Origin of the sequence: Pseudomonas frederiksbergensis (assembly GCF_035751725.1) — a bacterium.
Lineage (GTDB): Bacteria > Pseudomonadota > Gammaproteobacteria > Pseudomonadales > Pseudomonadaceae > Aquipseudomonas > Aquipseudomonas frederiksbergensis_A.
Map to the genome: position 1 here is coordinate 2,899,238 of NZ_CP142104.1, position 23,837 is coordinate 2,923,074.

Sequence of the window (23,837 nt, forward strand, 5' to 3'; positions counted from 1 at the left end):
TCCCACCAGCATTCAGGTAAATGAAGCTTTCATGACAAAAGTTCGGTAGCACATCGCCATTCCCGTCATGCCTGTGTGACGTGTTCGAGGGGACCTTTCAGGTCGTTTGGAGCCGGGGCGCGAAGCCGGGAGTGAGGCGATGGGGACTATGGAACGTTATTCGAAAGTGGGCATGCAGGAGCTTGACCAGCGGCTGTCGAAGATCGTCGAGGCGGCGCGCAAGCAGCCGGTCTCGGTGTATCGCTACGGCGCGCCGTGGGTCTGGATCGTTTCCCAGGATGACTGGCAGGGCGCGCTCAAGGAAGTGTCCAGCTACATTCCCCAGGGCCATTCCCTGGTGCTGTTGCGGCCACAGATCGACGACCTGCTGGCCGAACACCGCGACGTGCTGCAAGGCCTCAACGCCGAGGCCGGCATGCTGATCGCACCGCAAACCGCGATGCACATCCTGCTGTTGCAACTGCTCTATTCGGTGCCCAGCGAGCAGCAACTCTACGAACAACTCAATTACAACCTGCTGTTCCGCTGGTTCGTCGGCCTGGACCTGAACCAGAAGGTCTGGAGCTTCAACGTCTTGAGCAAGGACCTTGCCACGCTGCTGGGCGATGCGCGGGCGGTGAGGCTCATCCAGAAAATCATCGGTGAAGTGTTCTGTGGCGCCTTGCTGCAAATGCCGGAGTTCTCGCTGAACTTCGCGCTGCTGCACACCTGGCTGGCACGTCACGCCACGACATCGACCGCAAGCAATTGAGCCGTACTTTGAATTCAGGGGGTGGTGTGGAGCATTTCTTCAAATCGCGGCCGGCGCTGTGGGGCTGGCTGCTGTTGACGGTCGGGGGGCCGTCGGCATTCGCCGCAGAAGGAGGGCCGGAGGCCGAAGCGGCGCCGGTTCGCCTGGTGGACGTCAACGAGTACTTCGTGCGCGGAAACACCGTGCTCGATGCCCGGGCGATCGAGGAAGCGGTGTACCCGTTCCTCGGTCCGCAAAAGACTTTGGACGACATCGAAGGCGCTCGCGAAGCCCTGCAAAAGATCTATCAGGCCCGCGGCTACCAATCGGTGTTCGTCGAACTGCCCGAGCAGAAAGTCGAAGACGGCATCGTCTACCTGCAAGTCAGCGAGACCAAGATCGGCCGCGTGCGGGTCGTCGGCGCCAAGCACTATTCGCCGGTGGAAATCCGCGAAGACGTGCCGGCGCTGAAGGAAGGCGAGGTGCCGGACTTTGCCCAGGTCCAGACCGAGCTGGCGAAATTGAACAAGACCCCGGGGCGCCAGGTGATGCCGCTGGTGCGCGAAGGCCAACGCCCCGGCACCATGGATGTCGACTTGCAGGTCGAGGACCAAGACCCGTGGCAAGCCAGCCTGGGCCTGAACAACGATTACAGCGCCGACACCGAGAAGCTGCGCACCGTCGCCAGCCTGGGCTACAACAACCTCTGGCAACTGGGCCACAGCGTCTCGCTGACGTTCTTCACCGCGCCCCAGGACACCGACAACGCCAAGGTCTGGTCGGGCTCCTACACCGCGCCGCTGAGCGAACGCTGGAGCCTGCAATTTTCCGGCTACCAGTCCGACAGTAACGTGGCGACCGTCGGCGGTAGCAACGTGTTGGGCAAAGGTCATTCCTACGGCGTATCGGCGATCTACAGCCTGCCGTCCAGCGGGGCATGGGCCAACAGCTTCTCGGTCGGGGTGGACTTCAAGGACTTCGACGAAGAACTCAACCTGGGCGGCGCCAGCGACAAGGCACCGCTCAAGTACGCACCGTTCACCTTCGCCTACAACGGATTTCGCTACACCCAAGCCAGCCAGTTGGGCCTCGGGCTGAGCCTGGTGGCGGGCACCCGCAGCCTGCTCGGCTACGGCAGTACCGATGAAGAGTTCGACTACAAGCGCTATCGCGCCAGCCCCAGTTTCGCGGTGCTCAAGGGCGACGGCAATTACACCTTCACCTTCGGCAACGATTGGCAGACCGCCTCCAAGGCAGCCTTCCAATTGGCTTCCGGGCCGCTGGTTTCCAACGAGCAATTCTCCGCCGGTGGCGCCACATCGGTGCGCGGCTACCTGGCCGCCGAGCGCACCGGTGACGACGGCTACCTCTTGTCCCAAGAGCTGCGCACGCCGTCCCTCGCCAAGTTCCTCGGCAGCTATGTCCAGGAATGGCGTTTCTACGCTTTTGCCGAAGGCGCGCAGTTGTACCTGCGCGACGAACTGCCCGACCAGGATCCCGACTACAGCCTCGCCAGCGTCGGCCTCGGTACCCGCGCAAGCCTGAGCAAATGGCTGTCGGGCAGCCTCGACTGGGGCTTCCCGCTGCTCGACGGGCCGAACACCACGAAACAGGAGTCGCGCCTGCACTTCAACCTGCAAGCGACGTTTTGAACCCAGGAGTCATGTCCATGCAACGCTTATTGATACCGCTGTTGATCTGCCTGGGGCTGCTGCTTCCGGCCACCGCCAACGCCTGGTGGCAGGACGATTGGCACTACCGCAAACAGATCTCCGTAGACACCACGCCCCAAGGCGCGGCCATCGCCCAAGCGTTGGGCCGCACCGCGCTGCTGGTGCGCCTGCACACCGGCAACTTCACCTTCGACGGCGTCAAGGAAGACGGTTCGGACCTGCGCTTCGTCAGTGCCGACGACAAGACCGTGCTCAATCACCAGATCGAGAGCTTCGATCCGCTGATGGGCATGGCGCTGATCTGGGTCGACGTGCCTAACGTTGACGGCGGCCAGCGCCAGGACCTGTGGATGTACTACGGCAACAAGAAAGCCCCGGCCACGGCCAGCGGCCAGTTGACCTTCGATCCGGATTACACCGCGCTGTACCACTTCGACACTGCCACCGGCGTGCCGTCCAAGGACACCACGGCCTATGGCAACAATGCCCAGGGCGCGGTCGGCGTGAGCATCGACGGCGTGATCGGGCGGGCCTTGCAATTCAATGGCCAGCCGCTGCTGCTACCCGCCAGTCCTTCGTTGCAACACGCCGCCGGGGCTGCGTTTACCTTCAGCAGCTGGCTGCGCCAGGATGACGCCAGTGGCGAGCAAATCATCCTGAGCCGTCGCGACGAAGCTGCCAGCCTATTGGTTGGCGTCAACCAGGGCGTGCCGTTCGTAGCAATCAATGACCAGCGCGCGGTCTCGACCCAACCGCTGAACCCCGGACAATGGCAGCACCTGGCGTTGACCGCCTCGGGTGACCGGGTCGTGCTGTACGTCAATGGACGTGAAACCGCGAGCCTCGCCGTGGCGATGCCGGCGTTCAATTCGCCGATTGCCTTGGGCGCAGATGTTTCCGCAGGTACCTTCGCGCCATTCAGCGGGGCCATCGACGAGGCGCGTATCTCCAAGGTCGCGCGGCCGGCACCGCTGCTGTTGGCCGACGCCAATGCCCAGGGCGCCGAATCGAAACTGGTGGCCTATGGCGTCGATGAAGAGCAGTCCGGCTTCGGTTTCGGCAGCCTCGGTTTCCTCCTCAACGCAGTGCCGCTCGACGCCTGGGTGATCATCGCCGTGCTGGTGCTGATGATGGTCCAGTCGTGGGTCATCATGATCCGCAAGAACCGCATGGTCAGTCGTCTCAGCGCCGCCAACGAAGCCTTCCGCGAGCAGTTCGCCCGGGTTGGCACGCGCCTGGAAATGTTCGCCGACGATAAGGAACTCGCCCAGCGCCTGCAGCATTCATCCTTGTGGCGGCTGTACCTGGTGGCGGTCAAGGAAATCCGCACCCGCCGCGAGCAGGGCGCCGATACCTCGTCGGTCTCGGCCGCCACGATTGAGGCGATCCGCTGCTCCATGGACGGCGTGCGCACCCGCGAAAACCAGGCACTGAGTTCGAAACTTTCCACCCTGTCCAACGCCATCGCCGGCGGCCCGTATATCGGCCTGCTCGGCACGGTGTTGGGGATCATGGTGGTGTTCCTCGGCACCGCGATGGCCGGTGACGTGAACATCAACGCCATCGCCCCGGGCATGGCCGCCGCCTTGCTTGCCACCGCCATGGGCCTGTTCGTCGCGATTCCGGCGCTGTTTGGCTACAACCGGCTGATCACGCGCAACAAGGAAGTCAGCGCCGACATGCGGGTGTTCGTCGATGAGTTCATCACGCGCCTGGCGGAGATGCATGGCGAAGGCCAATCCGGTGAAGCGGCTCATCGCCGTGACCATCACGTTCAATCGTCCGTACCGGCCTGAGGAGCATCGTCATGGCTAGCGTAAATGCGTCACACGATGACGACGATGATGCAGCGGTCGACAGCATCAACATCACGCCGCTGGTGGATGTGCTCATGGTGGTGCTGGTGATGTTCATCCTCACCGCCACGGCCCAGGTGTCGGGCATCCAAATCAACCTGCCCAAGGCCAGCGCCTCGGTGTCGTTGTCGGAAGCCAAGACCAAGGCGATCTCGGTGAATGACGGTGGGCAGGTGTTCCTCGATGCCTACCCGGTGACCCTGGCCGAGCTGGAGGAGCGCTTGCGCATCGAGAAGGCCCAGAGTCCGGACTTTCCGGTCATCGTGCGCGGCGACGCCACGGTGCAGTACCAGAAGGTCATCGAAGTGCTGGACCTGCTGCGGCGCCTGGAACTGTCCCAGGTCGGTCTGGTGACCGGCAAACCGAGCCAGGGCTGATCATGACCGCCAGACTTCCCATCGATCCGCCCCCCGTGAAGCGCTCGCCGCTGCGCCTGCTCAAGTGGGCCGCCGGCCTGGTGCTGGCGGGCCTGGCTGCCTGGCTGCTATGGCAGTGGGCCAACGACATGAGCGGTGTGCGGCGTGAAGCGCCGAAAGTGCCGACCATCATCCCGCTGCCGCCACCACCGCCGCCGCCCCCGGAAAAACCCAAGGAGCCGGAACCCAAGGTCGAGGAAAAAGTGGTCGAGCCCGAACCAACGCCGGAACCCGAAGAGGTCAAGCCCGAGGAAGAAGCGCCGCCATCCCCGGTGGATGACCTGGCCAATCCCATGCAAATGGACGGTGATGCCCAGGCCGGCAACGACGCTTTCAACATCGGTGCGGGCAAGGGCGGCGGCATGGCCGGGGCAGGGGGCGGACGCCTCGGCAATGGCACCTACAGCCAATTCCTGGCCTTCACCTTCCAGCGCTTGCTGCGGGACAACCCCGATTTGCGCAGCCTGGCGTTTTCGCTACAGGCCGATGTCTGGCTCAGCGCCGTGGGGGAGATCACCCGTGTCGAGCTGGTCAAGTCCAGCGGCAACCCGCAGGTGGATCAGCAAGTGATCGCCGCCCTGCGTGCCGCGCCGCATTTGAGTGAACGGCCTCCGGCTTCCCTGACTTTGCCCGTGCGCCTGTCCTTGCAAGGACGGCGTCCGGGTTAACCCGAATTTTTGAAAGTTTGCCAACAGGAGTTGTGTGCAGATGATTGCCAATGTGAATCGATTGTCGTGGGCGGTCGGCCTGATTGTGTTGAGCCTGGCCGGGCACGCGTCGGCAGCCCCGGCGCCTTCGGAAAACGCCACGATCAATCTGATCCGCCTGCTGGTGCAGCAGGGCGTGTTGAAGCAGGACCAGGCCGATGGCCTGATTGCCCAGGCCGAACGCGAAGCCGTGCAGGCCCGCCAGGCTGCCACTGCGGTCGCCGCCACACCTACCGGCGCCCCGGGAGACGTGCGGGTGCAGTACGTGCCGAACATCGTGCGCGAGCAGATCCGCGATCAGGTCAAGGCCGAAGTCATGGCCACCGCCAAAAAGGAAAACTGGGCCCAGCCCAACACTTTCCCGGACTGGGTCTCGCGCATCAGCTTCGATGGCGACATCCGCCTGCGGGATGAGTCGCGCTATTACTCGGGCACCAACAGTAACCAGATCGTCGACTTCGCCCGGCTCAACGACCGCGGCCCCTACGACGTCAACCCCAACAGCAGTTCCAGCTTGCCGCCGTTGCTCAACACCCGTGAAGACCGGGAAAACCTCTTCCGCCTGCGGGCACGCCTGGGCATGAAGGCTGTCATCGCTCCAGAGTGGACGGCCGGCATTCGCATCGGCACCGGCTCGGACAACAACCCGGTGTCCACCACCCAAACCCTGGGCGGTGGTTTCGGCAAGAAGGACATCTGGCTCGACCAGGGTTACCTGACCTGGAAGCCTTCGGATGAGCTGACCCTGACCGGCGGGCGTGTCGCCAACCCGTTCTATACCACCGACTTGCTGTACTCCGGCGATCTGAACTTCGACGGCGTGGCGGCGATTTTCAATCGCAAGCTCAACCAGGACTTCGGCCTGTTCGGCACCGTCGGTGCGTTCCCGGTGGAGTACACCAACGACACCAGCTCCAGCAACGGCACCGACAAGGAAGAGAGTGACAACAAGTGGCTGTACGGTGCGCAACTGGGCGCCAGTTGGGCGATCAACGACAGCAATCGGATCAAGGGCGCCATGGCCTATTACCGCTTCGACGACATCGAGGGCAAGCGCTCCTCGCCGTGCGAGCCCTGGTCGGGTGATCCGGGCTGCGACAGTGACGGCTCGCGGGTGGCGTTCATGCAAAAGGGCAACACGGTGTTCCAACTGCGGGACATCACGCCCAACCCGCTCAACCCGGCTACCACGCCGCAACCGCAGTACGTCGGCCTTGCCTCGGAGTTCAACCTGCTGGACCTGAACCTGGCATGGGACACCGACCTGCCAGAAGACCTGAAGCTGCGCAGCCAGGCTCATTACGTGCACAACCTCGGCTACGACGAAGGCGAGATGCGCAAGCGCTCGGAAGGGCAATTCGCCAACAACCTCGATGAGAACGGCGAGATTGAAAGCGGCGCCAATGCCTGGATGCTCCAGTTCACCCTCGGCAATTCGCTGGAACTCAAGCGCGAAGGCGACTGGAACCTGTTCGCCGGCTACAAGTACATCCAACCGGATGCCTTGCCGGACGGCTTCAACGATTCCTCGTTCCACTTGGGTGGCACCAACGCCAAGGGCTACTTCCTGGGCGGCAACTACGGCCTGGCGAGCAATGTCTTTGCCACCGGTCGCTGGCTGAGTTCCGAAGCGGTGTACGGCGCGCCGTACGACATCGATGTCTTGCAGCTTGAAATCAACACGCGCTTCTAAGCGCCGGGAGGCCTCATGAAAAGGCGAGCCATCAACCCTTGTCCGGTCGCGTTGTTGCTGGGCCTGCTGCTCAGTCCGTTGTTGAGCGGCAGCGCCCATGGCGAGGGACTGGAAGAACGCTTGCGGGCGCAACTGCGCAGCACTACGGCGCAATTGCAGGCCTTGCAAAGCGAACAGGCCCAGGCCAGCGTTGCCCGCCAGGCAGCGGAAAGCCGTGCCAAGGAAGCCGAGGCGCAGGTCAAGCGCCTGACCGCCGAGCTGGGCAAGGCCCAAGGCGTGGTCGAGCAATTGGCCGGGCGCCAGGAAAGCCTGCAAAGCCAGGCCCAGGCCCAGGTCGCGGCCAGCCACGAGCAGATCGGCAAGTTCAAGAAGGCCTACGACGAACTGCTGGTGCTGGCCCGGGGCAAGGAAACCGAACGGGCCCGTCTCGAAGCTCAATTGAATGAGCGTGACACACAAGTGCAGCAATGCTCGGTCAAGAATCAGCAGATGTACCAGGTCGCCAAGGAACTGCTGCATGCCTACGAAACCATCGACATGACCGACGTCATGAAAATCCGCCAGCCGTTCGCCGGCAAGGTCCGGGTTCGCTTCGAAGAGCTGGCCCAGGGTTTTGGCGACGAACTCTACAAAAATCGTTTCGATGCGCCCCAGGCCTCGATCACTCATTGATAACGCAAGGAAGACCGACCATGACTTCATTGATCGAACACGTCACGCCCCTGTCCCTCACCGAGGTGTTGCAAACCGCCGGTTATCGGGTCAACGAAACCGAGCAGAACGGCATCGTGCAGTTGCTCAGCGCCAGCCAGGGCATCGGCTTTGCGGTGCGCTTCGGCAATCCGACGCCGACACCGGGCCAATACCTGGACTTCACCTTCAGTTGCGCGTTGCGTGTGCAAGGTGAATTGCCGGCCGGCCTGGCCGAGTTGTGGAATGCCTCGCGGCGTTTTGCCCGGTTGTCGGTGCAGGGCGAATTCCTGGTAATGGAGATGGATGTGGTGGTGGCGGCTGGCGTCAGCGCCGATCACCTGCGCAGCAACTTGGAATTGTGGGACCGTCTGCTTCAGGAATTCATCGTCTACCTGCGGGAATTCAGCCAGAACGCGGCCCGTCTGCACACAGCCGACGCGCCCGCCGAAGCCACGCAGGAGGAGGCCGCCGTATTGTGAAAAAGCCAACCTTTGTCATCAGCGCCGCTGCGCTGGGCCTGGTGGCCGTGGCCGTCTTCCTCGGCTTGCGTCCCGGCAACGATCCCGTCGCGGCAGTACAAACGGTTACCGTCGCGACAACCGATTCGCCGAGCCTGGCGCGGTTGGGCAGCCAGCAGGTCAGTCCTCAAGAGTTGAAAGACTTGCTGGCAACGCTCGCCCCCGAAGTTCGCCAGCAGATGCGTGGCAACCGGGCTGCCCTGGAAGGTTGGATCCGCGCACGGCTGGCGGAAAAAGCCGTGCTGGAACAGGCCGATGCCCAGGGCTGGCGTCAACGCCCGGAGGTGGAGCGCCAGACCCGGGCCGCCACTGAGCAGATCGTCTTCCGGGATTATTTGCAGTCGGTCAGCCAGGTCCCGGCCGGGTACCCCGGCGAAGAGGAGCTCAAACAAGCCTACGAGGCGGGGAAAGCCAACTGGGTTACGCCTGCGTTGTACCGGGTGAGCCAGATTTTCCTTGCGGCGACCGAACCACAGACGGTCGAGGCGGTGCGCCGCCAGGCGGCGGAACTGAGCAAAAAGGCCCAGGCCGCACCGGCAGATTTCGCCGCCCTGGCCAGCCGGTTTTCCCAGGACCGCGCCAGTGCCGAGCGCGGTGGCGACAGCGGCCTGCAGCCGTTGCAGCAACTGGTGCCGACAGTGCGTGAAGCGGTGGCGCGACTCAAGGTCGGCGCGGTATCGGAGCCGGTGCAGAGCGCGGCGGGGTTTCATGTGATCAAGCTCACCGAGCAGCAACCACCCCGGGAAGCGACCCTGGACGAGGTGCGCGAGCGCCTGACCCAGGCCTTGCGCGCCCAGCGCCAGGAGCAGATTGCCAAGGCCTACCTGGATGGCATGCTCGACACCGCCACCTTGAGCATCGACGGCGCGCAGTTGAGCAAGGTGCTGGAGGACGCGCTTTAGCCGGTAGCACCGTTTTTTTCTGGCAGGGAGCTTGCTCCCTCGCCACGGGACTGGTTTACCAAAAACAAAATGACAGGGAGTCACCCCATGAGTTTCATAGAGCCCGCAGGACGCCAGGCTGACACCGAATATCGCCCCCCCTCGCGCGTCCCCGAATCCTGGCTGGCACTGGCCGCCAGCATCGAGCCCCAGGTGGCCCAGTGTTTCCTGGTCAGCGCCCGCTGTGGCTGTTTCATGCAGGCGGCCCGCAGCCTGAACGTCAAGGCGACCTGGTTGCGCAAACAATTGGCCCAACTGGAAACGCGCCTGCAACGGTCGCTGTTCAACTTCCAGGGCAACGCCCTGGCCCTGAGCCGCGAAGGTCGGCAGTTGCAGGCGCGACTGCTCGCCCTGGCCGAAGAAGACCCGCCACCACTGGCCGAACAACCGCAGATCCGTCTCGCAGTGGCCGAGTCGATCCTGCATGACATTCTCGGCCGCGACCTGATCGCGTTGCTGCGCCGCAACGCAAGCGTGCGGCTGCACATCGTCACCTTGGACAGCGACCTTGCGTTGCACGCCGTCAGCGCCGACCTCGTGCTGTGGCTCAGTGATTGCCAAGATGCGCCGCCTGGGCCGAGCTTTGCGACCCAGACGCCGGAGCGACTGGCACGGCTGGACTATCTGCCCCACATCGCCAAGCGTTACTCACGCCCGGCCGCGCGTCCCGGGCAACTGGCGGACCTGGACGACTACATGCTCGTGCAATGGCAGCCTGACCGCCATGTAGACAGCTTCGCGCCCTGGAACACCCTCGTCGAGGAACGCCGTGCCGGGGTGGCGCAAGTGCAGTCTTATGGGCTGATGCTCGAAATGATCCGCTGCTGTGCCTGTATCGGCCTCTTGCCGCATTACATGGCCCGTTTCGACCGTGGCCTGGTCGCCTTGCCGGGCTTGTTCGACCAGCCGATGCAGCGCCACCTGTGGATGGCGGTCGGCACCGAGGCCCGGCACACGCCGCAGGTGCAAATGCTCGTCGAGTTGATACGCCATACGCTGGATGAACGCAGGGAGTGGTTCCAAGTGCCGAGATAGATGGATTGGGTTGCTGCGCAGGGGGCGGCGTTACACATCGCCTCCAGTGGCCATAAGGCTGTGACCGGTATTTTTTTGGTAAAACTCGCGGCGATCACCGAGGAAAATCGCATTGCACAAAGCGCGGACGACAGGTACGTAGCTCGTCTGGCTGGGCGGGCAAGCTTGGCGCGCACCCGTTGGGTTGATCAGGTGGACCGCGATGTGCCCGGGCAGCCATGAGACGAGTGGCCAACGGGGCCGCAGGGCGATTGAGGGGCACAGTTCAGTCGCCGTCGCGCCAAACTCGGAAGATGCCACGAATGCGACCCCCATCAGGCAAGCGCCTTCAAGCTGGGCGCGTAGGCGACCGGGGTTTTGCACAGCGCCCAGATCCGCGACGAACACCGTGTCATGGACGATCAAGCGGCCCTCGTCACTCAACTCGACATCGAGTACCGCCGACATGTAGACCTGCGCATCGTAATGGGCGGCGATGCCCTGTGTCCGGCGACACCCCGAGGCCTTGCCCCATTGGCTTTTCCGGACCGCTTCGATGATGACGCTCCGCATCCGCTGGATATCGAAGCCTGAACGATGCCCAACGCCGTCGTTCACCATTGATGCCGAATCGAGAAGGGAAAGCAGCAAGCCTGGTTGATCAAGCGTGCACCCATGCACCTCCGAGGCCATGAATCGTTGGTCGGTGCGCAGGCGAAGCAACAAGTCTTTGCGGTCCAGAACGCCTCCAGGCGTCAACGGCAAGGTGAAGTGATCAAGCGCGCTATCGTGCCTACCAGGATGGTTCATTTGCGTATCTCCTTGCGGTTGATGGCAAGAGGTCCGTTTAAATTCGTTGGCCCCGTCATGTGCTGTCAGAAGCGACCATGGGGTTACTTTAAGCGGGAGGAGCTGACGCCAGGGTGACCAACCGCTGACAAGAACATGTCAGACGCGAGCTGGCGCGATGGCTAGGGGTGTAAAGAGTGCCGGATCGGATATGTCACTTTGCATCTATTTGTGAAGTGAATAGGATCGGGCTGTACTGGCCCGCCTCTTTGAGAGGCATTACCCGCATCGATCAGGGAGCGCGCGAATGGAAGGGCAGACAACTATCCAGGCAACGTTGGCCGTCGGGGCGCAACTGGAGCGTCTTCGCAACGCTTTGGAGTCTGAAAAGCTACCAACAGCCGATATCGAGCTGCCGGATCGAACTTTCTTCGAGTTCACGCTGGGCGGAAATATCGTCGGTTGGGGAGGTTTTGAAACATATGGAGCTGACGCATTACTTCGATCTTTAGTCGTTGAGCGTGCCTACAGATCGAAAGGTGTCGGGACATCCCTGCTCAATGTACTTGAAGTGAAAGCAGCGGAGCTGGGCATCATTCGGTTGCATTTGCTCACCACAAGCGCTTCAAGTTTTTTCGAACAGATGGGTTACGAAAGTCTACCGCGGGGCGCTGCGCCTTCTCTCATTTCGCTGACCGAGCAATTCAAGGGGCTCTGTCCTGGCTCTGCGTGCTACATGAGCAAGGCGTTACGCTGAAAGCGTTGGGCCGATTTACCGCTCAGGAAAATCTGGCCCAATGCTCGATGCGAAACCGGTCGGCTTACTTCAATAAACCTGGGGAACAATGATCTCTGGCGGCGTCGGACTGCGGAAATAGTCTTCTTGCCTGACGCGTTCCGGCAGTTCGATCGTCGGCAGCTCGACTTCTTCGTATGGCATCTGCCCGAGCAGATGATGGATGCAGTTGAGCCTGGCCTTCTTTTTATCGTCAGCCTGGACCACCCACCAGGGCGCTTCGGCAATGTGGGTGCGCTCGAGCATGATCTCCTTTGCCTTTGTGTAGGCTTCCCAGCGGCGACGGGATTCCAGGTCCATGGGGCTGAGTTTCCACTGTTTCAGCGGATCGTGGATGCGGCTGAGAAAACGCAGGTGTTGTTCCTGGTCGGAAATGGAGAACCAATATTTGATCAGCTGGATGCCGGAGCGGGCGAGCATGCGTTCAAATTCCGGCACGGTGCGGAAGAACTCTTCGTACTGATCGTCGTTGCAAAAGCCCATGACCTGTTCGACGCCGGCGCGGTTGTACCAGCTGCGGTCGAAGAGAACGATCTCGCCGGCGGCCGGCAGGTGTGAGACGTAGCGTTGGAAATACCACTGGGTCCGTTCGCGGTCGTTGGGAGCGGGCAGGGCGGCGACCCGGCAGACCCGAGGGTTGAGGCGCTGGGTAATGCGCTTGATCACGCCGCCTTTACCCGCTGCATCGCGGCCTTCGAACAGGATCACCACTTTGTGGCCGGTCTTGACCACCCAGCTTTGCAGCTTCACCAGTTCCCCTTGCAGGCGGAACAGTTCGCTGAAGTAGGTTCTTCGCGCGTCACGTTCGCTGCCCGCGGGCGCGTGCGCATCGAACAGCGCATCCAGGTCGTGCCCATCTTCGGCCAATTCCAGCTCCAGCTCTTCGTCGCTGTGATCGAGCAGTTCACGGTGGATGCGCTGTATCAAGGGGTCTTGGGTCGTGAACATGGGAGGCGCTCGCGTCGGGGAGGATGGCGAAGTGTTAGTCGCCATTCATGACGAAGCCATTACACCGACGGTGTCGATAAACAAAAAAACGCGGCGGCCGGTCATTTGCCATTCGATCTTCATAAAAACGTAACAACTCTGTTGCAGAGTTCCTCAGCCCGTCATCACAAGGAGTTTCTTTTAATGAAAAGTTTGATGAAGTCTGCTGCGCTCGCCGTTACGGTTTCCCTGTGTGCCAGCTCGGCATCCTTCGCTGCGGAGAGCGTCCGCCTGACGGGCTCTGGCGCGAGCTTTCCCGCGCCGATCTACCTCACCTGGTTCAAGGATTTCAGCAAGAAGTCCGAGGGTGTCACCGTGGATTACCAATCCAAGGGCAGCGGTGCGGGTGTCCAGGACTTCCTGAACAAAACCGTCGATTTCGCCGCCAGCGACTCGGCCATGAAAGACGAAGACATCGCCAAGGTCGCCGAAGGCGTGCAGTTGCTGCCAATGACTGCGGGTGAGATCGTCCTCGCCTATAACCTGCCGGGCAATCCCAAGGGCTTGAAGCTGCCTCGGGACGTCTACTCGAACATTTTCCTGGGCAAAATCACCCGCTGGAACGACCCGAAGATTGTCGCAGCCAACCCGGACCTGAAACTGTCCGATACGCCGATCACGGTCGTTGTGCGCGCGGACTCCAGCGGTACCACTGCGGTGTTCACCAAGCATTTGGCGACCATCAACCCTGAGTTCAAGCAGGCGCTGGGCGAGGGCAACACCGTCAACTGGCCCGCCAGCGACAAGTTCATCAAGTCGCCGAAGAACGATGGTGTAACGGCTACCGTACGCCAGACGCCGGGCGCGATTGGCTACATCGAGTACGGTTTCGCCAAACTGGCCAAGGTTGACTTCGCCCAGTTGCAGAACAAGGCCGGCCAATACGTCGTGCCAAACGCCGAAAGCGGCGCCGAGGCCCTGGCGGCGGTGAAGATGCCGGAAAACCTGGTGTCGTGGTTGCCTGATCCGGACGGTGCCAAGTCCTACCCGATCACGTCGTACACCTGGATGATCTTCCGCAAGGACAACGGTAATCCGGCCAAGGCCAAGGCCATGCGTGAAATGGTCGAATACAGCCTGACCGAGGGCCAGAAGATTGCCGACTCGATGGGTTACATCCCACTGCCGGCATCGGTTGTCGACCAGGTTCGCAAAGCGTCCGCCAACATCAAGTGATGCATGAGGCCCCTCCTGGTGTGCGCTATCCGCCATGCCGGGAGGGTTTTTCCCTTGTTCGGACCTAGCCAATGAACAAACCTTTTGTCGTACCGGTTAATCCGGACTCTGCCTGCCAACCACCTTCTGCGAAGGACTTCATGGTTGATCGCACCTTCCGTGCGATTGCGCGCATAGGGGTGGTTCTGATCCTGGCGCTGGTTTTCGCGCTTGTGTTCGAGGTGGGGCGCAAGGCGCTCCCGGGCATGGAAAAGCATGGCACTGATGTGCTTTTCGGCACCGTCTGGGACGTTAACCAAGGTAAGTACGGCATCCTGCCGGCTATCTGGGGCACGCTCTACAGCGCCTTGATCGCGTTGCTCATCGCAGGTTTCTTCGGCGTCAGCATGGCGATTTTCCTGACTCAGGATTTTCTGCCCCCCAAGCTCGCCGCCATTTTTCGCACCATCGTCGAACTGCTCGCGGCCATCCCCAGCGTTGTCTATGGCCTATGGGGCATCTACGTGGTGATCCCGGCGATCCGGCCGTTGACGACGTGGCTGAACAGCGAACTGGGCTGGATCCCGTTCTTCGGCACATCCTTGAGCGGGCCGGGGCTGCTCCCCGCGGCGCTGGTGCTGGCCATAATGATCTTGCCGACCATTGCCGCCGTTTCCCAGGATGCGCTCACGGCCGTACCGATGAAAACCAAACAGGCCGCCTACGGCATGGGCACGACCCACTGGGAAGCGATTCTCAAGGTGATGGTGCCGTCTGCCGCGACCGGTATTTTCGGCTCCCTGGTCCTTGGCTTGGGCCGCGCCCTGGGTGAAACGATGGCGCTGGCCATGCTGGTGGGCAATGCCAACACCCTTTCGCTCTCGCTGTTCGCACCGGCCAACACACTCGCCGCGCTGCTGGCGCTGAACTTCCCCGAGGCCGGGCCGAACGAGATCGAGGTGTTGATGTATGCCGCGCTGGTGCTGATGTTCATCACGCTGCTGGTGAACATCATCGGTTCGATGATCATGATGTACGCCCAACGGGGTAACAAGTAATGACTGATCTGACTGCTGCAACAGACTTGACGGCTCCAGCGGGCGCGATGCCTAGCCTGCAGCGCAGGTTCGAGGGGCGGGCCCTGCGCAGCCTTATCTTGACCACTCTAGTATGGGCGGGCGCATTGCTGGCCAGCGTGCCGCTGATTTCCGTGCTCTATATGCTGATCACCCGCGGTGGCGCTCGCCTGAACCTGGAAGTCTTCACCGAGCTGCCGCCGACCGGCTTCGAGATGGGCGGCGGCTTCGGCAACGCGATGGCGGGCACCTTCGTGATGGTGGGTATCGCGGCGGCCATCGCGGTGCCCGTCGGCATCATGGCGGCGATCTTCCTCGCCGAGCTTGGGCCGGACAGCAAGCTGGCGAACGCCGCGCGCTTCGCCGCCAAGATGCTCACCGGCCTGCCGTCGATTCTGGCCGGGGTGTTTGCCTACGCGCTGGTGGTGATGACCACCGGCACGTATTCGGCTCCGGCGGGGGGCGTGGCATTGGCAGTGCTGATGCTGCCTATCGTCGTGCTGACGGCGGAAGAGTCGATGCGGATGGTGCCCAAGATCATGAAGGACGCCGCCTATGGCATGGGCTGCACCCGCTCCCAGGTGATCTGGAAAATCATCTTGCCTACCGGCATGCCGGCGATCCTCACCGGCGTGATGCTGGCGGTGGCGCGTGCGGCGGGCGAGACCGCGCCATTGCTGTTTACTGCGCTGTTCAGCAACTACTGGATCTACCACCAGGGCAACCTGGAGGTCATGAATCCGACTGCATCGCTTGCAGTGCTGATCTACAACTTCTCCGGCATGCCTTTCGACAACCAACTCGAGCTCGCATGGGCGGCCTCGTTGGTGCTGGTGATGATCGTGCTGGTCGTGAACATCATCAGCCGTATTTTCGGCAAGCCCAAGTATTAAGAACGGGAGCATCTGATTTTGAACGTATCCACTGCGCAAATAGCCGCTCCGTTTGTCACCCAGGCGCCTGTAGTCATGGACTGCAAACTGGACAAGATTTTCTACGGCAACTTCATGGCAGTACGTGACAGCCACGTGCCGATCGAGAAAAACAAGATCACCGGCTTCATCGGTCCTTCCGGCTGCGGCAAGAGTACCGTGCTGCGCAGCCTCAACCGGATGAACGATCTGGTGAAGGGCTTCCGCTTCGAGGGCCACGTGCATTTCCTTGGACAGGACGTCTATGGAAAGGGCGTTGATCCGGTGGTGGTGCGCCGTTATATCGGCATGGTGTTCCAACAGCCGAACCCGTTCTCGATGAGCATCTTCGACAACGTCGCGTTTGGCCTGCGCCTCAATCGCTACAAGGGCGACATCGGCGACCGGGTCAAGCATGCGCTGCAAGGCGCGGCGTTGTGGGACGAGGTCAAGGACAAGCTCAAGGTCAGCGGCCTGTCGCTCTCCGGTGGCCAGCAACAACGGCTGTGCATTGCCCGCGCCATCGCCACCGAGCCGGAGGTCCTGTTGCTGGATGAGCCCTGTTCGGCGCTCGATCCGATCGCGACCCGGCGGGTCGAAGAACTGATGGTCGAGTTGAAAAAGGACTACACCATCGCGCTGGTGACCCACAACATGCAGCAAGCCATCCGTGTCGCTGACACCACGGCGTTCTTCTCGGTGGATATTTCCCAGGGCACGCGCACCGGTTACCTGGTGGAGATGGGCCCGACGACGCAGATTTTCGATAACCCCCGGGAACAGATGACCGGCGATTACATCAGTGGCAAGTTCAGCTAAGCGACACCTTCGATCAAGGCCGCATCCCTGCAGAAGCCAAATGGATTTGGCGGGCATCCGGTAGACATTTACCAAGCGTTTCCAAGGAGCACCAATGCCTGCTACGCATCGCCTTGATTTGCCTGCCATTGAACGAGCACTGCGCGAAGTGCAGGAGCGCTTCGCCGCGCTGAGCCGGCACTTCACCGAGCCGCGCGACCCGCTGACGGACGAAGTGCTGCAAAATGTGCTTGAAGGCTATGCGCTGATTGACGACTATGTTGCCCGCGGCGTCGACCTGTTCGATCTCCAGCAACTGAACCTGATGCTTGAGATCAACGCCACGGTGCTCTGTGGCCGGGACCCGGCACGCCGGTTGGAATACGCGCAACACCTGGCCGCGACCGAGGCGCATTTCTTCAACAATGTTGAGGGAGGCATCAAGGACTTGTACAACTGGTATTGCGCGTATCGCAGTGAATCCGTCTGGAAGCGTGCGGCCGGGGTCTACGTGCGGATCCTCAGCAAGCCGCAGTTGTTTATCGAGGGCAACAACCGCAGTGGGTCGCTGATCGTCAGCTACCTGCTCATGCGTGCGGGGCTTCCTCCTTTTGTGTTGTCACTGGAAAACGCCGAGGGCTACTTCAACCCGTCCTCGGTCATACGCAACTCTGCCAAGCATGGCGTCAAGGCACTGTACGAATTGCCCAAGATCAAGAAGAAATACGCAGCTTTCCTGGAAGAACAGGCACCGGACCCGATGAAGTTTTTCCTCAAGGGCAAATCGTTGCCCCTCACCCAAGGCGGTCACTGATGAGCAGGGATCCGGCGTCAGCCAGGCGCAAATCCTTCGGCAGCCGGGTTGGGCAGGCCATCCGCGGCGCCCACCCGATGGGGCTGCTCAAGCGCCAGCGTATACGCATTTCGTTTGATATCGATGACACACTCGCTTGCCAACTCCATCACTGCGACGTCGAGCACAGCCGCTTGCCGGCCTGCGTCCACCGTTGGCTGGGGGAGCCTTTGCGCATGGGAACGCGCTCGCTGATCCGCGAGCTGCGTCGCCAGGGCTGCAGCATCTGGGTCTACACATCGTCCGGTCGCACGCCGTCCTACATCCGGCGTTGGCTGTTGCTGTACGGCATCCGTGTCGACGGTGTCGTCAATAGCGTGCTGCACAACCGTGCGTTGACGGTGCATGGGATGTGCGACTCACCCTCAAAGTATCCGCCAGCGTTCGATATCGACTTGCACGTCGATGATTCCGAAGGCGTGCAGATCGAAGGGAACGACCACGGGTTTCGCGTCGTGGTGGTGCATCCGGAGGATGAGGGCTGGGCGCAAAAGGTTCTGGATGCGGTGGCCAGGGTCCAGGTGCAGCTTGATTGGCAGCAGAGACCGGTCCAGCGCGCTTCGTTGCGCCGGGTTACGCCTGTCTAGCCAGTCCGGCGGCGGGTATCTATTCTATTTTATCGAACCTAACCTTCGAAATTAGCCGTCTATTTAGATATGCGATGCGCAGGCAGAATTCTCCTCATCAACTTTCCCGAGGTGAAATATGAAAGCGATTCGCGTAGCGCAATACGGTCAGCCAGAAGGCTTGGTGTTCGAGGACATCCCATCGCCGGTTCCCGGCAAAAATGAAGTGTTGATCGAAGTCGCAGGCAGCGGCGTCAACCCGGTCGACTGGAAAGTACTTTCGGGGGCGATGAAAGCGTTTATCCCGCTCCAGTTGCCCTACACGCCAGGGGTCGAAGTGGCCGGGCGCGTAGCGGCGATTGGAGAGGGCGTCACCGCGTTCTCGGTCGGCGACGAGGTGTTCGGTTTCATCAATATCGTGGGTGGTTATGCAACCGAGGCCGTCGCCAGCGTGGATCGTCTGGCGCGTCGGCCGAGCCGGTTGCCGGCGTTGCAGGCCGCTGGGGTTTCGGCGGTCGCACTGACCGCTTGGCAGGCGCTGCATGAACACGGGCAAATCAAGGCGGGCCAGCGCGTGCTGATCCACGGAGCAGCGGGTGGGGTGGGCAGCCTTGCGGTGCAACTGGCGCGGATCGCCGGTGCGGTAGTCATCGCGACGGCTTCGGCGGGCAATCATGATTATCTGCGTGGGCTGGGCGCCACTGAGGTGGTCGACTACAACCAGGTGCGGTTCGAGGCGGTTGTCGAGCCGGTCGACGTGGTGCTCGACCTGATTGGTGGCGACACCCAGGCACGCTCATGGTCGGTGCTGAAACCAGGCGGCGTGCTGGTTTCACCGGTGAGCCCACCCGATGCCACGAAAGCCCAAGCGGTCGCAGCTACCGGCAAACATTTCGCGACGCGCTCCGACGGTGCGCAGTTGGAGCAGATCGCGGCGCTGTTCGAGTCCGGCGAGTTGGTCATTGACGTGGACGTGTTGCCGTTGTCCCAGGCCGAGGAGGCGCTGCGCAGAAGCTTGTCGGGGCACACCCGGGGCAAGCTGGTGCTCGACGCGAGTCGGTAACGGTCACCCTTGGCGGTAAGCGCTTGGCGTGACGCCCACTTCCCGCCGGAACACCTGGGAAAAATGGCTTGGGCTGGAATAGCCGACTTCAAGGCCCACGTCGATGATGCTGCGCTCCGTTTCGAGCAGCAAGTGCCGGGCGCGGCTCATCCGCTGGCGGATAAAATACTGCGAGGGCGACAGGCCCGTGGCGCGCTTGAACATGCGGCTGAAGTGGTACTCGCTCAGCTCGGCGACCTGCGCCAGATGGGCGAGGCTGAAGTCGCTGTCCAGATGTTGATTCATCGCATCGATGACTCGGCGCAGCTTGTACGCCTGGAGCGCGCTGCTGCGTCGGGCTCCGCTGGGCGCATCGAAGTAGTTGCGAACCAGATGCACCGCCAGCGCCTGCGCCAGACCGTGGGTGAACAATGGACTGGGCTGACGTTCGTCGATGAGTTCGCTGCGCAGTTGATCCATCAACAAGCGCACTCGATCATCCCGGGCGCCTGAAATGTCGAGGAAGGTGACCGAGCCCCCCTGGTCGCCCAGCACGTCGCGAGCAGCCTGATCGATCAACGACAGGCCGAGATAGAGGTGCATCACCTCGAACGTGTCGCAGCCTTGGGTTTGCCAACGCATTTCGTAGGGCTGGTCGGTATTGGTGAGGAAGAAATCGCCGGCCCGAACGTCGGCGGCCTCCCATTCGCCTCCCTGGGAACGTTCCTCCACCCGAGCGGCGCCCGCGAGCACCAGGACCAGGAGTGGTTCCGCCACGGCAGGCACCAGGATCGGCTCGACGAGGCTGGGGTGGCTGAATAGCTGTACCACCACGTCCTGCATCGGCGGGTGTGATGGCAGAGCCTGCGGCTTGCCCGGCATGTAAGCGAGCATCGATTCGGCCGTGATGCGCTGATTGTCGTTCAGGGGGACCTCCAGTTCAGTCTTGTGCATCCCGGGCATCGTCGGCAGCCTGCGTCCTGAAGCGCTCGATAAGCCACTTCGCGGCAGGTCCCGGTGGGGTGTCGGTGCGGTAGATGACATCAAAGGCGTAGTCGCCGCCAATGCAGTCCGGCAATTCAAGCCGCACCAGGCGGCCGCTGGCCAGGTCTTCGCTCACTCTATCGATGGGCATGTTGCCCCAGCCAATGCCTTCGCGCAGTAACATGTGCTTGGCGCCGAGATCAGCCAGGCGCCAAGTGCGCGTACCGACGACCGCGAACTCCTGGTCCTGGGTGAGTCTGGAGCGATCGGTGAGCACCAACTGCACGTGGCCGCGACCGGCACCCGGGGCATTGGGCCCGGACGCTGCCAAAGGGTGGTCGGGCGCGGCAACCGGTATCAGCGCCACGCTGCCCACGCCAATGCGCTCGATGCCATCAAGGCTGTGGGTCAGGGGCCCGCTGACGCCCAACGACGCCCCTCGATCGAGTACCTTTTGCGCCACGGCGCCCAGGGCTTCGACATGGAGATGCAGCGATACGGTCGCAAATTCCTCCCGGAACGCCTTCAGCGCGTCGACCACACGCTCGCCGGGCATCATCACATCGAGCACCAGATGCACCTCGGCTTCCAGCCCGTGCAACAATCCACGGACCTTGGCCCGCAAACCGTCTATTCCGTTGTAAATGGTGCGCGCCTCAGCCAGAACCGTGCGCCCGGCGTCGGTCAGTTGCGGTTTGCGAGTGGTCTTGCGATCGAACAGGCTGACGCCTAATTGCATTTCCAGGTTGGCGATCGAATAACTCACCACCGAGGTGGCGCGATGCAGTTTACGTGCGGCGCCGGCGAAACTGCCGACGTCGACCACCGTGAGAAACACGCGTAACTGATCGAGGGTAGGGGTGCCCGGGTCTGGAATCATCGCTGGTCTCGTGAACGTTTCGATGCATATTATCGGTGTTTTGCCGATAAGCCAGGCCCAGCTGAGCCTGTCGTCAGGCTGTCATCGTGCGATTAAGGGCGACAATCTGCTCATGGGTAAACTGACCGCCGGGAGCCATGAACCTGGCGATCAGTGCGTCACGGTTTTGCGCTGCCCGCGCCTTGTCCGCCGTGTCCAGTGCCGGTTTCAGCTCTGGCAATGTCAACTCGGTGCAGTAAGCGGGTGTGCCTGGCTGCTGACGCCACGAGTCTTCGAGGCTGCCGGCGGCAAAAGCAGTGAAGCCTGTCTGCTCGACAAGATCCTGCGCCACTGCCACAGCGCTGGCATCATTCCCAGCCACGGGTAACGCTATGCGGGTTGAAGACCCGGCTGGCTGGCCTTTGTCGGCAAGCGTGGCGGCGAGCAAGGCGTTCCATGCCTTGACGACTGGGCGGCCAAGCTGTTCGCTCACCCAGACGCTCTCGGGCTTGCCGTCATCGACTTCCTTGATTGCCCCGTCGCGTCCCGGATAGTAATTGGATGTATCGATGACGACGGTCTTCTCAGAAGCATTGCTCAACGTCTGCCGGAGATCCGGGTATCTGGCGAAGGGGATCGACAGGATTACGGCGTCCGCGCCGGACACCGCATCGTCCTTGGTCACCGCCTGTACGCCGATTTCGCTGGCAAGTTTCTGGATGGTTTGAGGCCCTTTCGAGTTCGCCAGCTTGATGTCATGGCCGCAGGCAGCGAGCTTGCGGGCAAGGGTCGCCCCAATGTTGCCTGCGCCGATAATTCCGATCTTCATTTCAGTCACCTCGCCTGTGAACAAATCTGCAAGTTTCATCATTCTTGCGGTGGTTTGTAGCCCGCCAGCATCTTGAGAATCTCATCGTGTGAGCCGTTCGCTTCGGCAAACCGTAATGGCTTGGCGCGCTCGACGACAAGTTCCTTTGGAGTCGGATTGATTTCGAGCAGTTCGAAAATCTCCTCCAGGAACTCGTCCAAGGGCATGGCGTTTTCGTCATTCTCCTGGCCAAGCAATGTGGTACGTACACCCGGCGGCGCAAGCTCGATCACTTCGACCGACGAGGCCTCCAGCTGCACCCGAAGGCTTTGGGTAAACGAATGGACGGCCGCTTTGGTTGCGCTGTAGGTCGGTGTGGAAGGTAGCGGGACGAATGCCAAGGCAGAACTGACATTTACGATCGTGGCACTGGGCTGCTTGGTCAGTTGGGGAATAAATGTATACGCCAAGCGAATGGTGCCAAGCAGGTTCGTTGTCACGATATTTTCGGCTGTGATCAGGTCATCCGGATCAGTCAGATCCTCCCAGTGCATGATGCCTGCGCTGTTGATCAGAACGTTCAAGTTCGGATGGCTGATGGCAAGCGCTTCGCTGGCGCCCAGGATGGATTGTGGATCGCGCACGTCCAGCAACACGGAATCAATGCCGGGATGTTCCGCCACGATCTTGTCGAGCAGCGCCTTTCGCCGTCCCGCAATGATGACGTTGTTGCCTGCCTCGTGAAATTTGAGCGCCAGGCCAAGGCCTATGCCTGAGGTGCCGCCAGTAACCAGAATCGTGTTGCCAGTGCTGTTCATAGTAAACTCCGGTGTGAGTGCGTAAGCGGACAGATGTCCACTTAGGCAACGTACCGGACAGTTGTCCGCTTAGCAATGCATCAAGGAAAATTCTTGCTCATGACCGACGAACCGGTGATGCGTTCTGACGCCAAGAAAAATCGCGAACGGATATTGGAAGTAGCCGTGGTCGAGCTGACAAACGATCCGGCGGTCCCGCTGAGCACCATCGCCAAGAAGGCCGGCGTAGGGCAGGGCACGTTCTATCGCCACTTCGCCACTCGGGAGAAGTTGATCTTCGAGGTTTATCAGTTCGAAATGCAGCAGGTGGCCTCGCTGGCGGAACAGCTACTTGCCACAAGAACACCCAAGGAGGCCCTGCGAGAATGGATGGACTGCCTGGCGGAATACGCAATGACGAAGGCGGGACTTGCGACGGCGATACGCCAGGCGTCCGCTGCCTACGAGTTTCCTGGAAAATCGGGGTATGCACCGGTCCAGGAGGCCGCAGAGTTGCTTTTGAGGGCGAATGAAAAGGCCGGGACCATTCGTAGCGGGGTCACCCATGACGACTTTTTCCTGGCCATTGGTGGCATATGGCAAATGGATTGCCAAAGCGAATGGCGCCCGCGTCTTGCCAGATTGATGGACCTGGTCATGGATGGCTTATGCGCCGGCAGCCCTGAAAGCCTGAAGAAAAACGACGTTTAGCATTCAGCGCCGGGCCGTCTTTGAGAGGGGCGGCCTCCCATTACATCTCTGCCGAGCAACGCAACGTGCGTTCGATTGCTTCTTGGAAGATTGACATATCGCTAAATCTCGATATGATCGCGCCATGGACTTGATCGAAATATTCAAAGCGCTCTCAAACCCTACGCGCCTTCAAATTCTGAAGGGGTTGAAGGATCCCGCAAAGAACTTCCCTCCGCAGGATGAAGGAGACGTTCTCACGGTAGGCGTCTGCGTCAGTAGTATCCAAGAAGGCATCGGACTGTCGCAGTCAACGGTGTCTGGTTACCTTGCAACGCTGCAACGGGTGGGCTTGGTCGAAGTCAGGCGCATCGGTCAGTGGACCTACTACAAACGCAATGAAGCGAACATCAGAGCACTTGGCGACATCATAGGGAAAGAGCTGTAATTTTTTTGCCGTATGATATCGAGATATCCCGATATCC

26 protein-coding genes are annotated in these 23,837 nt (G+C 61.3%); 20 read left to right on the forward strand and 6 right to left on the reverse strand.

Annotated features, from left to right (window positions below):
• The first annotated feature begins 148 nt into the window (after positions 1 to 148).
• The 10 genes from VQ575_RS12960 (at position 149) to VQ575_RS13005 (ending at position 10,262) form a co-directional block, all read left to right on the forward strand.
• Complete coding sequence (locus tag VQ575_RS12960; protein ID WP_039588446.1) at positions 149 to 751, forward strand: transposase; 603 nt, start codon at positions 149 to 151, stop codon at positions 749 to 751.
• A 26-nt stretch (positions 752 to 777) separates the two neighbouring features.
• Positions 778 to 2,382, forward strand: coding sequence for a ShlB/FhaC/HecB family hemolysin secretion/activation protein (locus tag VQ575_RS12965; protein ID WP_039588447.1), 1,605 nt, complete (start codon positions 778 to 780; stop codon positions 2,380 to 2,382).
• Between the two features lie 17 nt (positions 2,383 to 2,399).
• Positions 2,400 to 4,199 carry a DUF2341 domain-containing protein gene (locus tag VQ575_RS12970; RefSeq protein WP_325919825.1) on the forward strand — a complete coding sequence of 600 codons (1,800 nt, stop codon included), beginning with the start codon at positions 2,400 to 2,402 and terminating at the stop codon, positions 4,197 to 4,199.
• Positions 4,200 to 4,210: 11 nt separating this feature from the next.
• A complete protein-coding gene (locus tag VQ575_RS12975) occupies positions 4,211 to 4,636 on the forward strand; it encodes an ExbD/TolR family protein (RefSeq protein WP_003201710.1) in 426 nt (141 codons plus the stop codon).
• A 2-nt stretch (positions 4,637 to 4,638) separates the two neighbouring features.
• The gene (locus VQ575_RS12980; RefSeq protein WP_198725161.1) at positions 4,639 to 5,343 is read left to right on the forward strand and encodes an energy transducer TonB family protein; all 705 of its coding nucleotides are present in this window, start codon (positions 4,639 to 4,641) and stop codon (positions 5,341 to 5,343) included.
• 40 nt (positions 5,344 to 5,383) lie between these two features.
• Positions 5,384 to 7,075 (forward strand): putative porin, encoded by a 1,692-nt coding sequence (locus tag VQ575_RS12985; protein ID WP_039588451.1) that lies wholly within the window; start codon positions 5,384 to 5,386, stop codon positions 7,073 to 7,075.
• A 15-nt stretch (positions 7,076 to 7,090) separates the two neighbouring features.
• Positions 7,091 to 7,747: a hypothetical protein gene (locus VQ575_RS12990; RefSeq protein ID WP_039588452.1), complete on the forward strand. Its 657-nt coding sequence runs from the start codon at positions 7,091 to 7,093 to the stop codon at positions 7,745 to 7,747.
• A 20-nt stretch (positions 7,748 to 7,767) separates the two neighbouring features.
• Entirely contained in the window at positions 7,768 to 8,247 is a 480-nt protein-coding gene (locus VQ575_RS12995; protein WP_039588453.1) for a YbjN domain-containing protein, read from the forward strand.
• A complete protein-coding gene (locus tag VQ575_RS13000) occupies positions 8,244 to 9,188 on the forward strand; it encodes a peptidylprolyl isomerase (protein ID WP_198725163.1) in 945 nt (314 codons plus the stop codon). Before VQ575_RS12995 ends, VQ575_RS13000 begins: the two co-directional genes overlap by 4 nt.
• Positions 9,189 to 9,275: 87 nt before the next feature.
• Positions 9,276 to 10,262, forward strand: a complete 987-nt coding sequence (locus tag VQ575_RS13005; protein WP_325919826.1) for a LysR family transcriptional regulator — start codon at positions 9,276 to 9,278, stop codon at positions 10,260 to 10,262.
• 30 nt (positions 10,263 to 10,292) lie between these two features.
• Here VQ575_RS13005 and VQ575_RS13010 read toward each other — a convergent pair whose 3' ends face one another.
• Positions 10,293 to 11,051: a hypothetical protein gene (locus VQ575_RS13010; RefSeq protein ID WP_325919827.1), complete on the reverse strand. Its 759-nt coding sequence runs from the start codon at positions 11,049 to 11,051 to the stop codon at positions 10,293 to 10,295.
• A gap of 286 nt (positions 11,052 to 11,337) precedes the next feature.
• Between VQ575_RS13010 and arsN2 the strand changes: the two genes are divergently transcribed.
• Positions 11,338 to 11,787 carry an arsenic resistance N-acetyltransferase ArsN2 gene (gene arsN2, locus VQ575_RS13015; RefSeq protein WP_039588457.1) on the forward strand — a complete coding sequence of 150 codons (450 nt, stop codon included), beginning with the start codon at positions 11,338 to 11,340 and terminating at the stop codon, positions 11,785 to 11,787.
• 69 nt (positions 11,788 to 11,856) lie between these two features.
• Here arsN2 and ppk2 read toward each other — a convergent pair whose 3' ends face one another.
• Positions 11,857 to 12,774: a polyphosphate kinase 2 gene (gene ppk2 / locus VQ575_RS13020; RefSeq protein ID WP_039588459.1), complete on the reverse strand. Its 918-nt coding sequence runs from the start codon at positions 12,772 to 12,774 to the stop codon at positions 11,857 to 11,859.
• A gap of 183 nt (positions 12,775 to 12,957) precedes the next feature.
• Between ppk2 and pstS the strand changes: the two genes are divergently transcribed.
• From pstS to VQ575_RS13055, 7 genes are all read left to right on the forward strand, one after another.
• On the forward strand, positions 12,958 to 13,989 hold the full coding sequence (pstS, locus tag VQ575_RS13025; protein WP_039588460.1) for a phosphate ABC transporter substrate-binding protein PstS: 1,032 nt from the start codon (positions 12,958 to 12,960) through the stop codon (positions 13,987 to 13,989).
• A 71-nt stretch (positions 13,990 to 14,060) separates the two neighbouring features.
• Positions 14,061 to 15,026 (forward strand): phosphate ABC transporter permease subunit PstC, encoded by a 966-nt coding sequence (gene pstC / locus VQ575_RS13030; RefSeq protein ID WP_039588461.1) that lies wholly within the window; start codon positions 14,061 to 14,063, stop codon positions 15,024 to 15,026.
• Positions 15,026 to 15,937 carry a phosphate ABC transporter permease PstA gene (gene pstA, locus VQ575_RS13035; protein WP_039588462.1) on the forward strand — a complete coding sequence of 304 codons (912 nt, stop codon included), beginning with the start codon at positions 15,026 to 15,028 and terminating at the stop codon, positions 15,935 to 15,937. The genes pstC and pstA overlap by 1 nt, the downstream gene beginning before the upstream one ends.
• Positions 15,938 to 16,012: 75 nt before the next feature.
• Positions 16,013 to 16,774, forward strand: coding sequence for a phosphate ABC transporter ATP-binding protein PstB (gene pstB / locus VQ575_RS13040; RefSeq protein WP_025214260.1), 762 nt, complete (start codon positions 16,013 to 16,015; stop codon positions 16,772 to 16,774).
• A 94-nt stretch (positions 16,775 to 16,868) separates the two neighbouring features.
• Complete coding sequence (locus tag VQ575_RS13045) at positions 16,869 to 17,567, forward strand: hypothetical protein (protein ID WP_039588463.1); 699 nt, start codon at positions 16,869 to 16,871, stop codon at positions 17,565 to 17,567.
• A gap of 77 nt (positions 17,568 to 17,644) precedes the next feature.
• The gene (locus VQ575_RS13050) at positions 17,645 to 18,193 is read left to right on the forward strand and encodes a hypothetical protein (protein ID WP_039588796.1); all 549 of its coding nucleotides are present in this window, start codon (positions 17,645 to 17,647) and stop codon (positions 18,191 to 18,193) included.
• A gap of 118 nt (positions 18,194 to 18,311) precedes the next feature.
• Positions 18,312 to 19,235: an NADP-dependent oxidoreductase gene (locus VQ575_RS13055; protein WP_325919828.1), complete on the forward strand. Its 924-nt coding sequence runs from the start codon at positions 18,312 to 18,314 to the stop codon at positions 19,233 to 19,235.
• Between the two features lie 3 nt (positions 19,236 to 19,238).
• Here the strand turns inward: VQ575_RS13055 and VQ575_RS13060 are convergent, their stop codons facing one another.
• From VQ575_RS13060 to VQ575_RS13075, 4 genes are all read right to left on the reverse strand, one after another.
• Positions 19,239 to 20,168 (reverse strand): AraC family transcriptional regulator, encoded by a 930-nt coding sequence (locus VQ575_RS13060; protein ID WP_325919829.1) that lies wholly within the window; start codon positions 20,166 to 20,168, stop codon positions 19,239 to 19,241.
• The gene (locus VQ575_RS13065; RefSeq protein WP_039588467.1) at positions 20,155 to 21,078 is read right to left on the reverse strand and encodes a LysR family transcriptional regulator; all 924 of its coding nucleotides are present in this window, start codon (positions 21,076 to 21,078) and stop codon (positions 20,155 to 20,157) included. Before VQ575_RS13065 ends, VQ575_RS13060 begins: the two co-directional genes overlap by 14 nt.
• 73 nt (positions 21,079 to 21,151) lie before the next feature.
• Positions 21,152 to 21,925: an NADPH-dependent F420 reductase gene (locus VQ575_RS13070; RefSeq protein ID WP_325919830.1), complete on the reverse strand. Its 774-nt coding sequence runs from the start codon at positions 21,923 to 21,925 to the stop codon at positions 21,152 to 21,154.
• Complete coding sequence (locus VQ575_RS13075; protein WP_325919831.1) at positions 21,925 to 22,683, reverse strand: SDR family oxidoreductase; 759 nt, start codon at positions 22,681 to 22,683, stop codon at positions 21,925 to 21,927. Before VQ575_RS13075 ends, VQ575_RS13070 begins: the two co-directional genes overlap by 1 nt.
• A gap of 99 nt (positions 22,684 to 22,782) precedes the next feature.
• On the opposite strand from VQ575_RS13075, the gene VQ575_RS13080 reads away from it, so the two are divergent.
• Positions 22,783 to 23,373: a TetR/AcrR family transcriptional regulator gene (locus VQ575_RS13080; protein ID WP_325919832.1), complete on the forward strand. Its 591-nt coding sequence runs from the start codon at positions 22,783 to 22,785 to the stop codon at positions 23,371 to 23,373.
• Positions 23,374 to 23,497: 124 nt separating this feature from the next.
• The gene (locus VQ575_RS13085; RefSeq protein WP_039588470.1) at positions 23,498 to 23,800 is read left to right on the forward strand and encodes an ArsR/SmtB family transcription factor; all 303 of its coding nucleotides are present in this window, start codon (positions 23,498 to 23,500) and stop codon (positions 23,798 to 23,800) included.
• The last annotated feature ends 37 nt before the right edge of the window (positions 23,801 to 23,837 follow it).

What these genes read in the sequence shown, in the direction of transcription:
- VQ575_RS12960 (WP_039588446.1), top strand. Translation starts at nt 149, where the DNA reads ATGGAACGTTATTCGAAAGTGGGCATGCAGGAGCTTGACCAGCGGCTG.
- VQ575_RS12970 (WP_325919825.1), top strand. Translation starts at nt 2,400, where the DNA reads ATGCAACGCTTATTGATACCGCTGTTGATCTGCCTGGGGCTGCTGCTT.
- VQ575_RS12975 (WP_003201710.1), top strand. Translation starts at nt 4,211, where the DNA reads ATGGCTAGCGTAAATGCGTCACACGATGACGACGATGATGCAGCGGTC.
- VQ575_RS12980 (WP_198725161.1), top strand. Translation starts at nt 4,639, where the DNA reads ATGACCGCCAGACTTCCCATCGATCCGCCCCCCGTGAAGCGCTCGCCG.
- VQ575_RS12985 (WP_039588451.1), top strand. Translation starts at nt 5,384, where the DNA reads ATGATTGCCAATGTGAATCGATTGTCGTGGGCGGTCGGCCTGATTGTG.
- VQ575_RS12990 (WP_039588452.1), top strand. Translation starts at nt 7,091, where the DNA reads ATGAAAAGGCGAGCCATCAACCCTTGTCCGGTCGCGTTGTTGCTGGGC.
- VQ575_RS12995 (WP_039588453.1), top strand. Translation starts at nt 7,768, where the DNA reads ATGACTTCATTGATCGAACACGTCACGCCCCTGTCCCTCACCGAGGTG.
- VQ575_RS13005 (WP_325919826.1), top strand. Translation starts at nt 9,276, where the DNA reads ATGAGTTTCATAGAGCCCGCAGGACGCCAGGCTGACACCGAATATCGC.
- VQ575_RS13010 (WP_325919827.1), bottom strand. Translation starts at nt 11,051, where the DNA reads ATGAACCATCCTGGTAGGCACGATAGCGCGCTTGATCACTTCACCTTG.
- arsN2 (WP_039588457.1), top strand. Translation starts at nt 11,338, where the DNA reads ATGGAAGGGCAGACAACTATCCAGGCAACGTTGGCCGTCGGGGCGCAA.
- ppk2 (WP_039588459.1), bottom strand. Translation starts at nt 12,774, where the DNA reads ATGTTCACGACCCAAGACCCCTTGATACAGCGCATCCACCGTGAACTG.
- pstS (WP_039588460.1), top strand. Translation starts at nt 12,958, where the DNA reads ATGAAAAGTTTGATGAAGTCTGCTGCGCTCGCCGTTACGGTTTCCCTG.
- pstC (WP_039588461.1), top strand. Translation starts at nt 14,061, where the DNA reads ATGAACAAACCTTTTGTCGTACCGGTTAATCCGGACTCTGCCTGCCAA.
- pstA (WP_039588462.1), top strand. Translation starts at nt 15,026, where the DNA reads ATGACTGATCTGACTGCTGCAACAGACTTGACGGCTCCAGCGGGCGCG.
- pstB (WP_025214260.1), top strand. Translation starts at nt 16,013, where the DNA reads ATGGACTGCAAACTGGACAAGATTTTCTACGGCAACTTCATGGCAGTA.
- VQ575_RS13045 (WP_039588463.1), top strand. Translation starts at nt 16,869, where the DNA reads ATGCCTGCTACGCATCGCCTTGATTTGCCTGCCATTGAACGAGCACTG.
- VQ575_RS13050 (WP_039588796.1), top strand. Translation starts at nt 17,645, where the DNA reads ATGGGGCTGCTCAAGCGCCAGCGTATACGCATTTCGTTTGATATCGAT.
- VQ575_RS13055 (WP_325919828.1), top strand. Translation starts at nt 18,312, where the DNA reads ATGAAAGCGATTCGCGTAGCGCAATACGGTCAGCCAGAAGGCTTGGTG.
- VQ575_RS13060 (WP_325919829.1), bottom strand. Translation starts at nt 20,168, where the DNA reads ATGCACAAGACTGAACTGGAGGTCCCCCTGAACGACAATCAGCGCATC.
- VQ575_RS13065 (WP_039588467.1), bottom strand. Translation starts at nt 21,078, where the DNA reads ATGATTCCAGACCCGGGCACCCCTACCCTCGATCAGTTACGCGTGTTT.
- VQ575_RS13070 (WP_325919830.1), bottom strand. Translation starts at nt 21,925, where the DNA reads ATGAAACTTGCAGATTTGTTCACAGGCGAGGTGACTGAAATGAAGATC.
- VQ575_RS13075 (WP_325919831.1), bottom strand. Translation starts at nt 22,683, where the DNA reads ATGAACAGCACTGGCAACACGATTCTGGTTACTGGCGGCACCTCAGGC.
- VQ575_RS13080 (WP_325919832.1), top strand. Translation starts at nt 22,783, where the DNA reads ATGACCGACGAACCGGTGATGCGTTCTGACGCCAAGAAAAATCGCGAA.
- VQ575_RS13085 (WP_039588470.1), top strand. Translation starts at nt 23,498, where the DNA reads ATGGACTTGATCGAAATATTCAAAGCGCTCTCAAACCCTACGCGCCTT.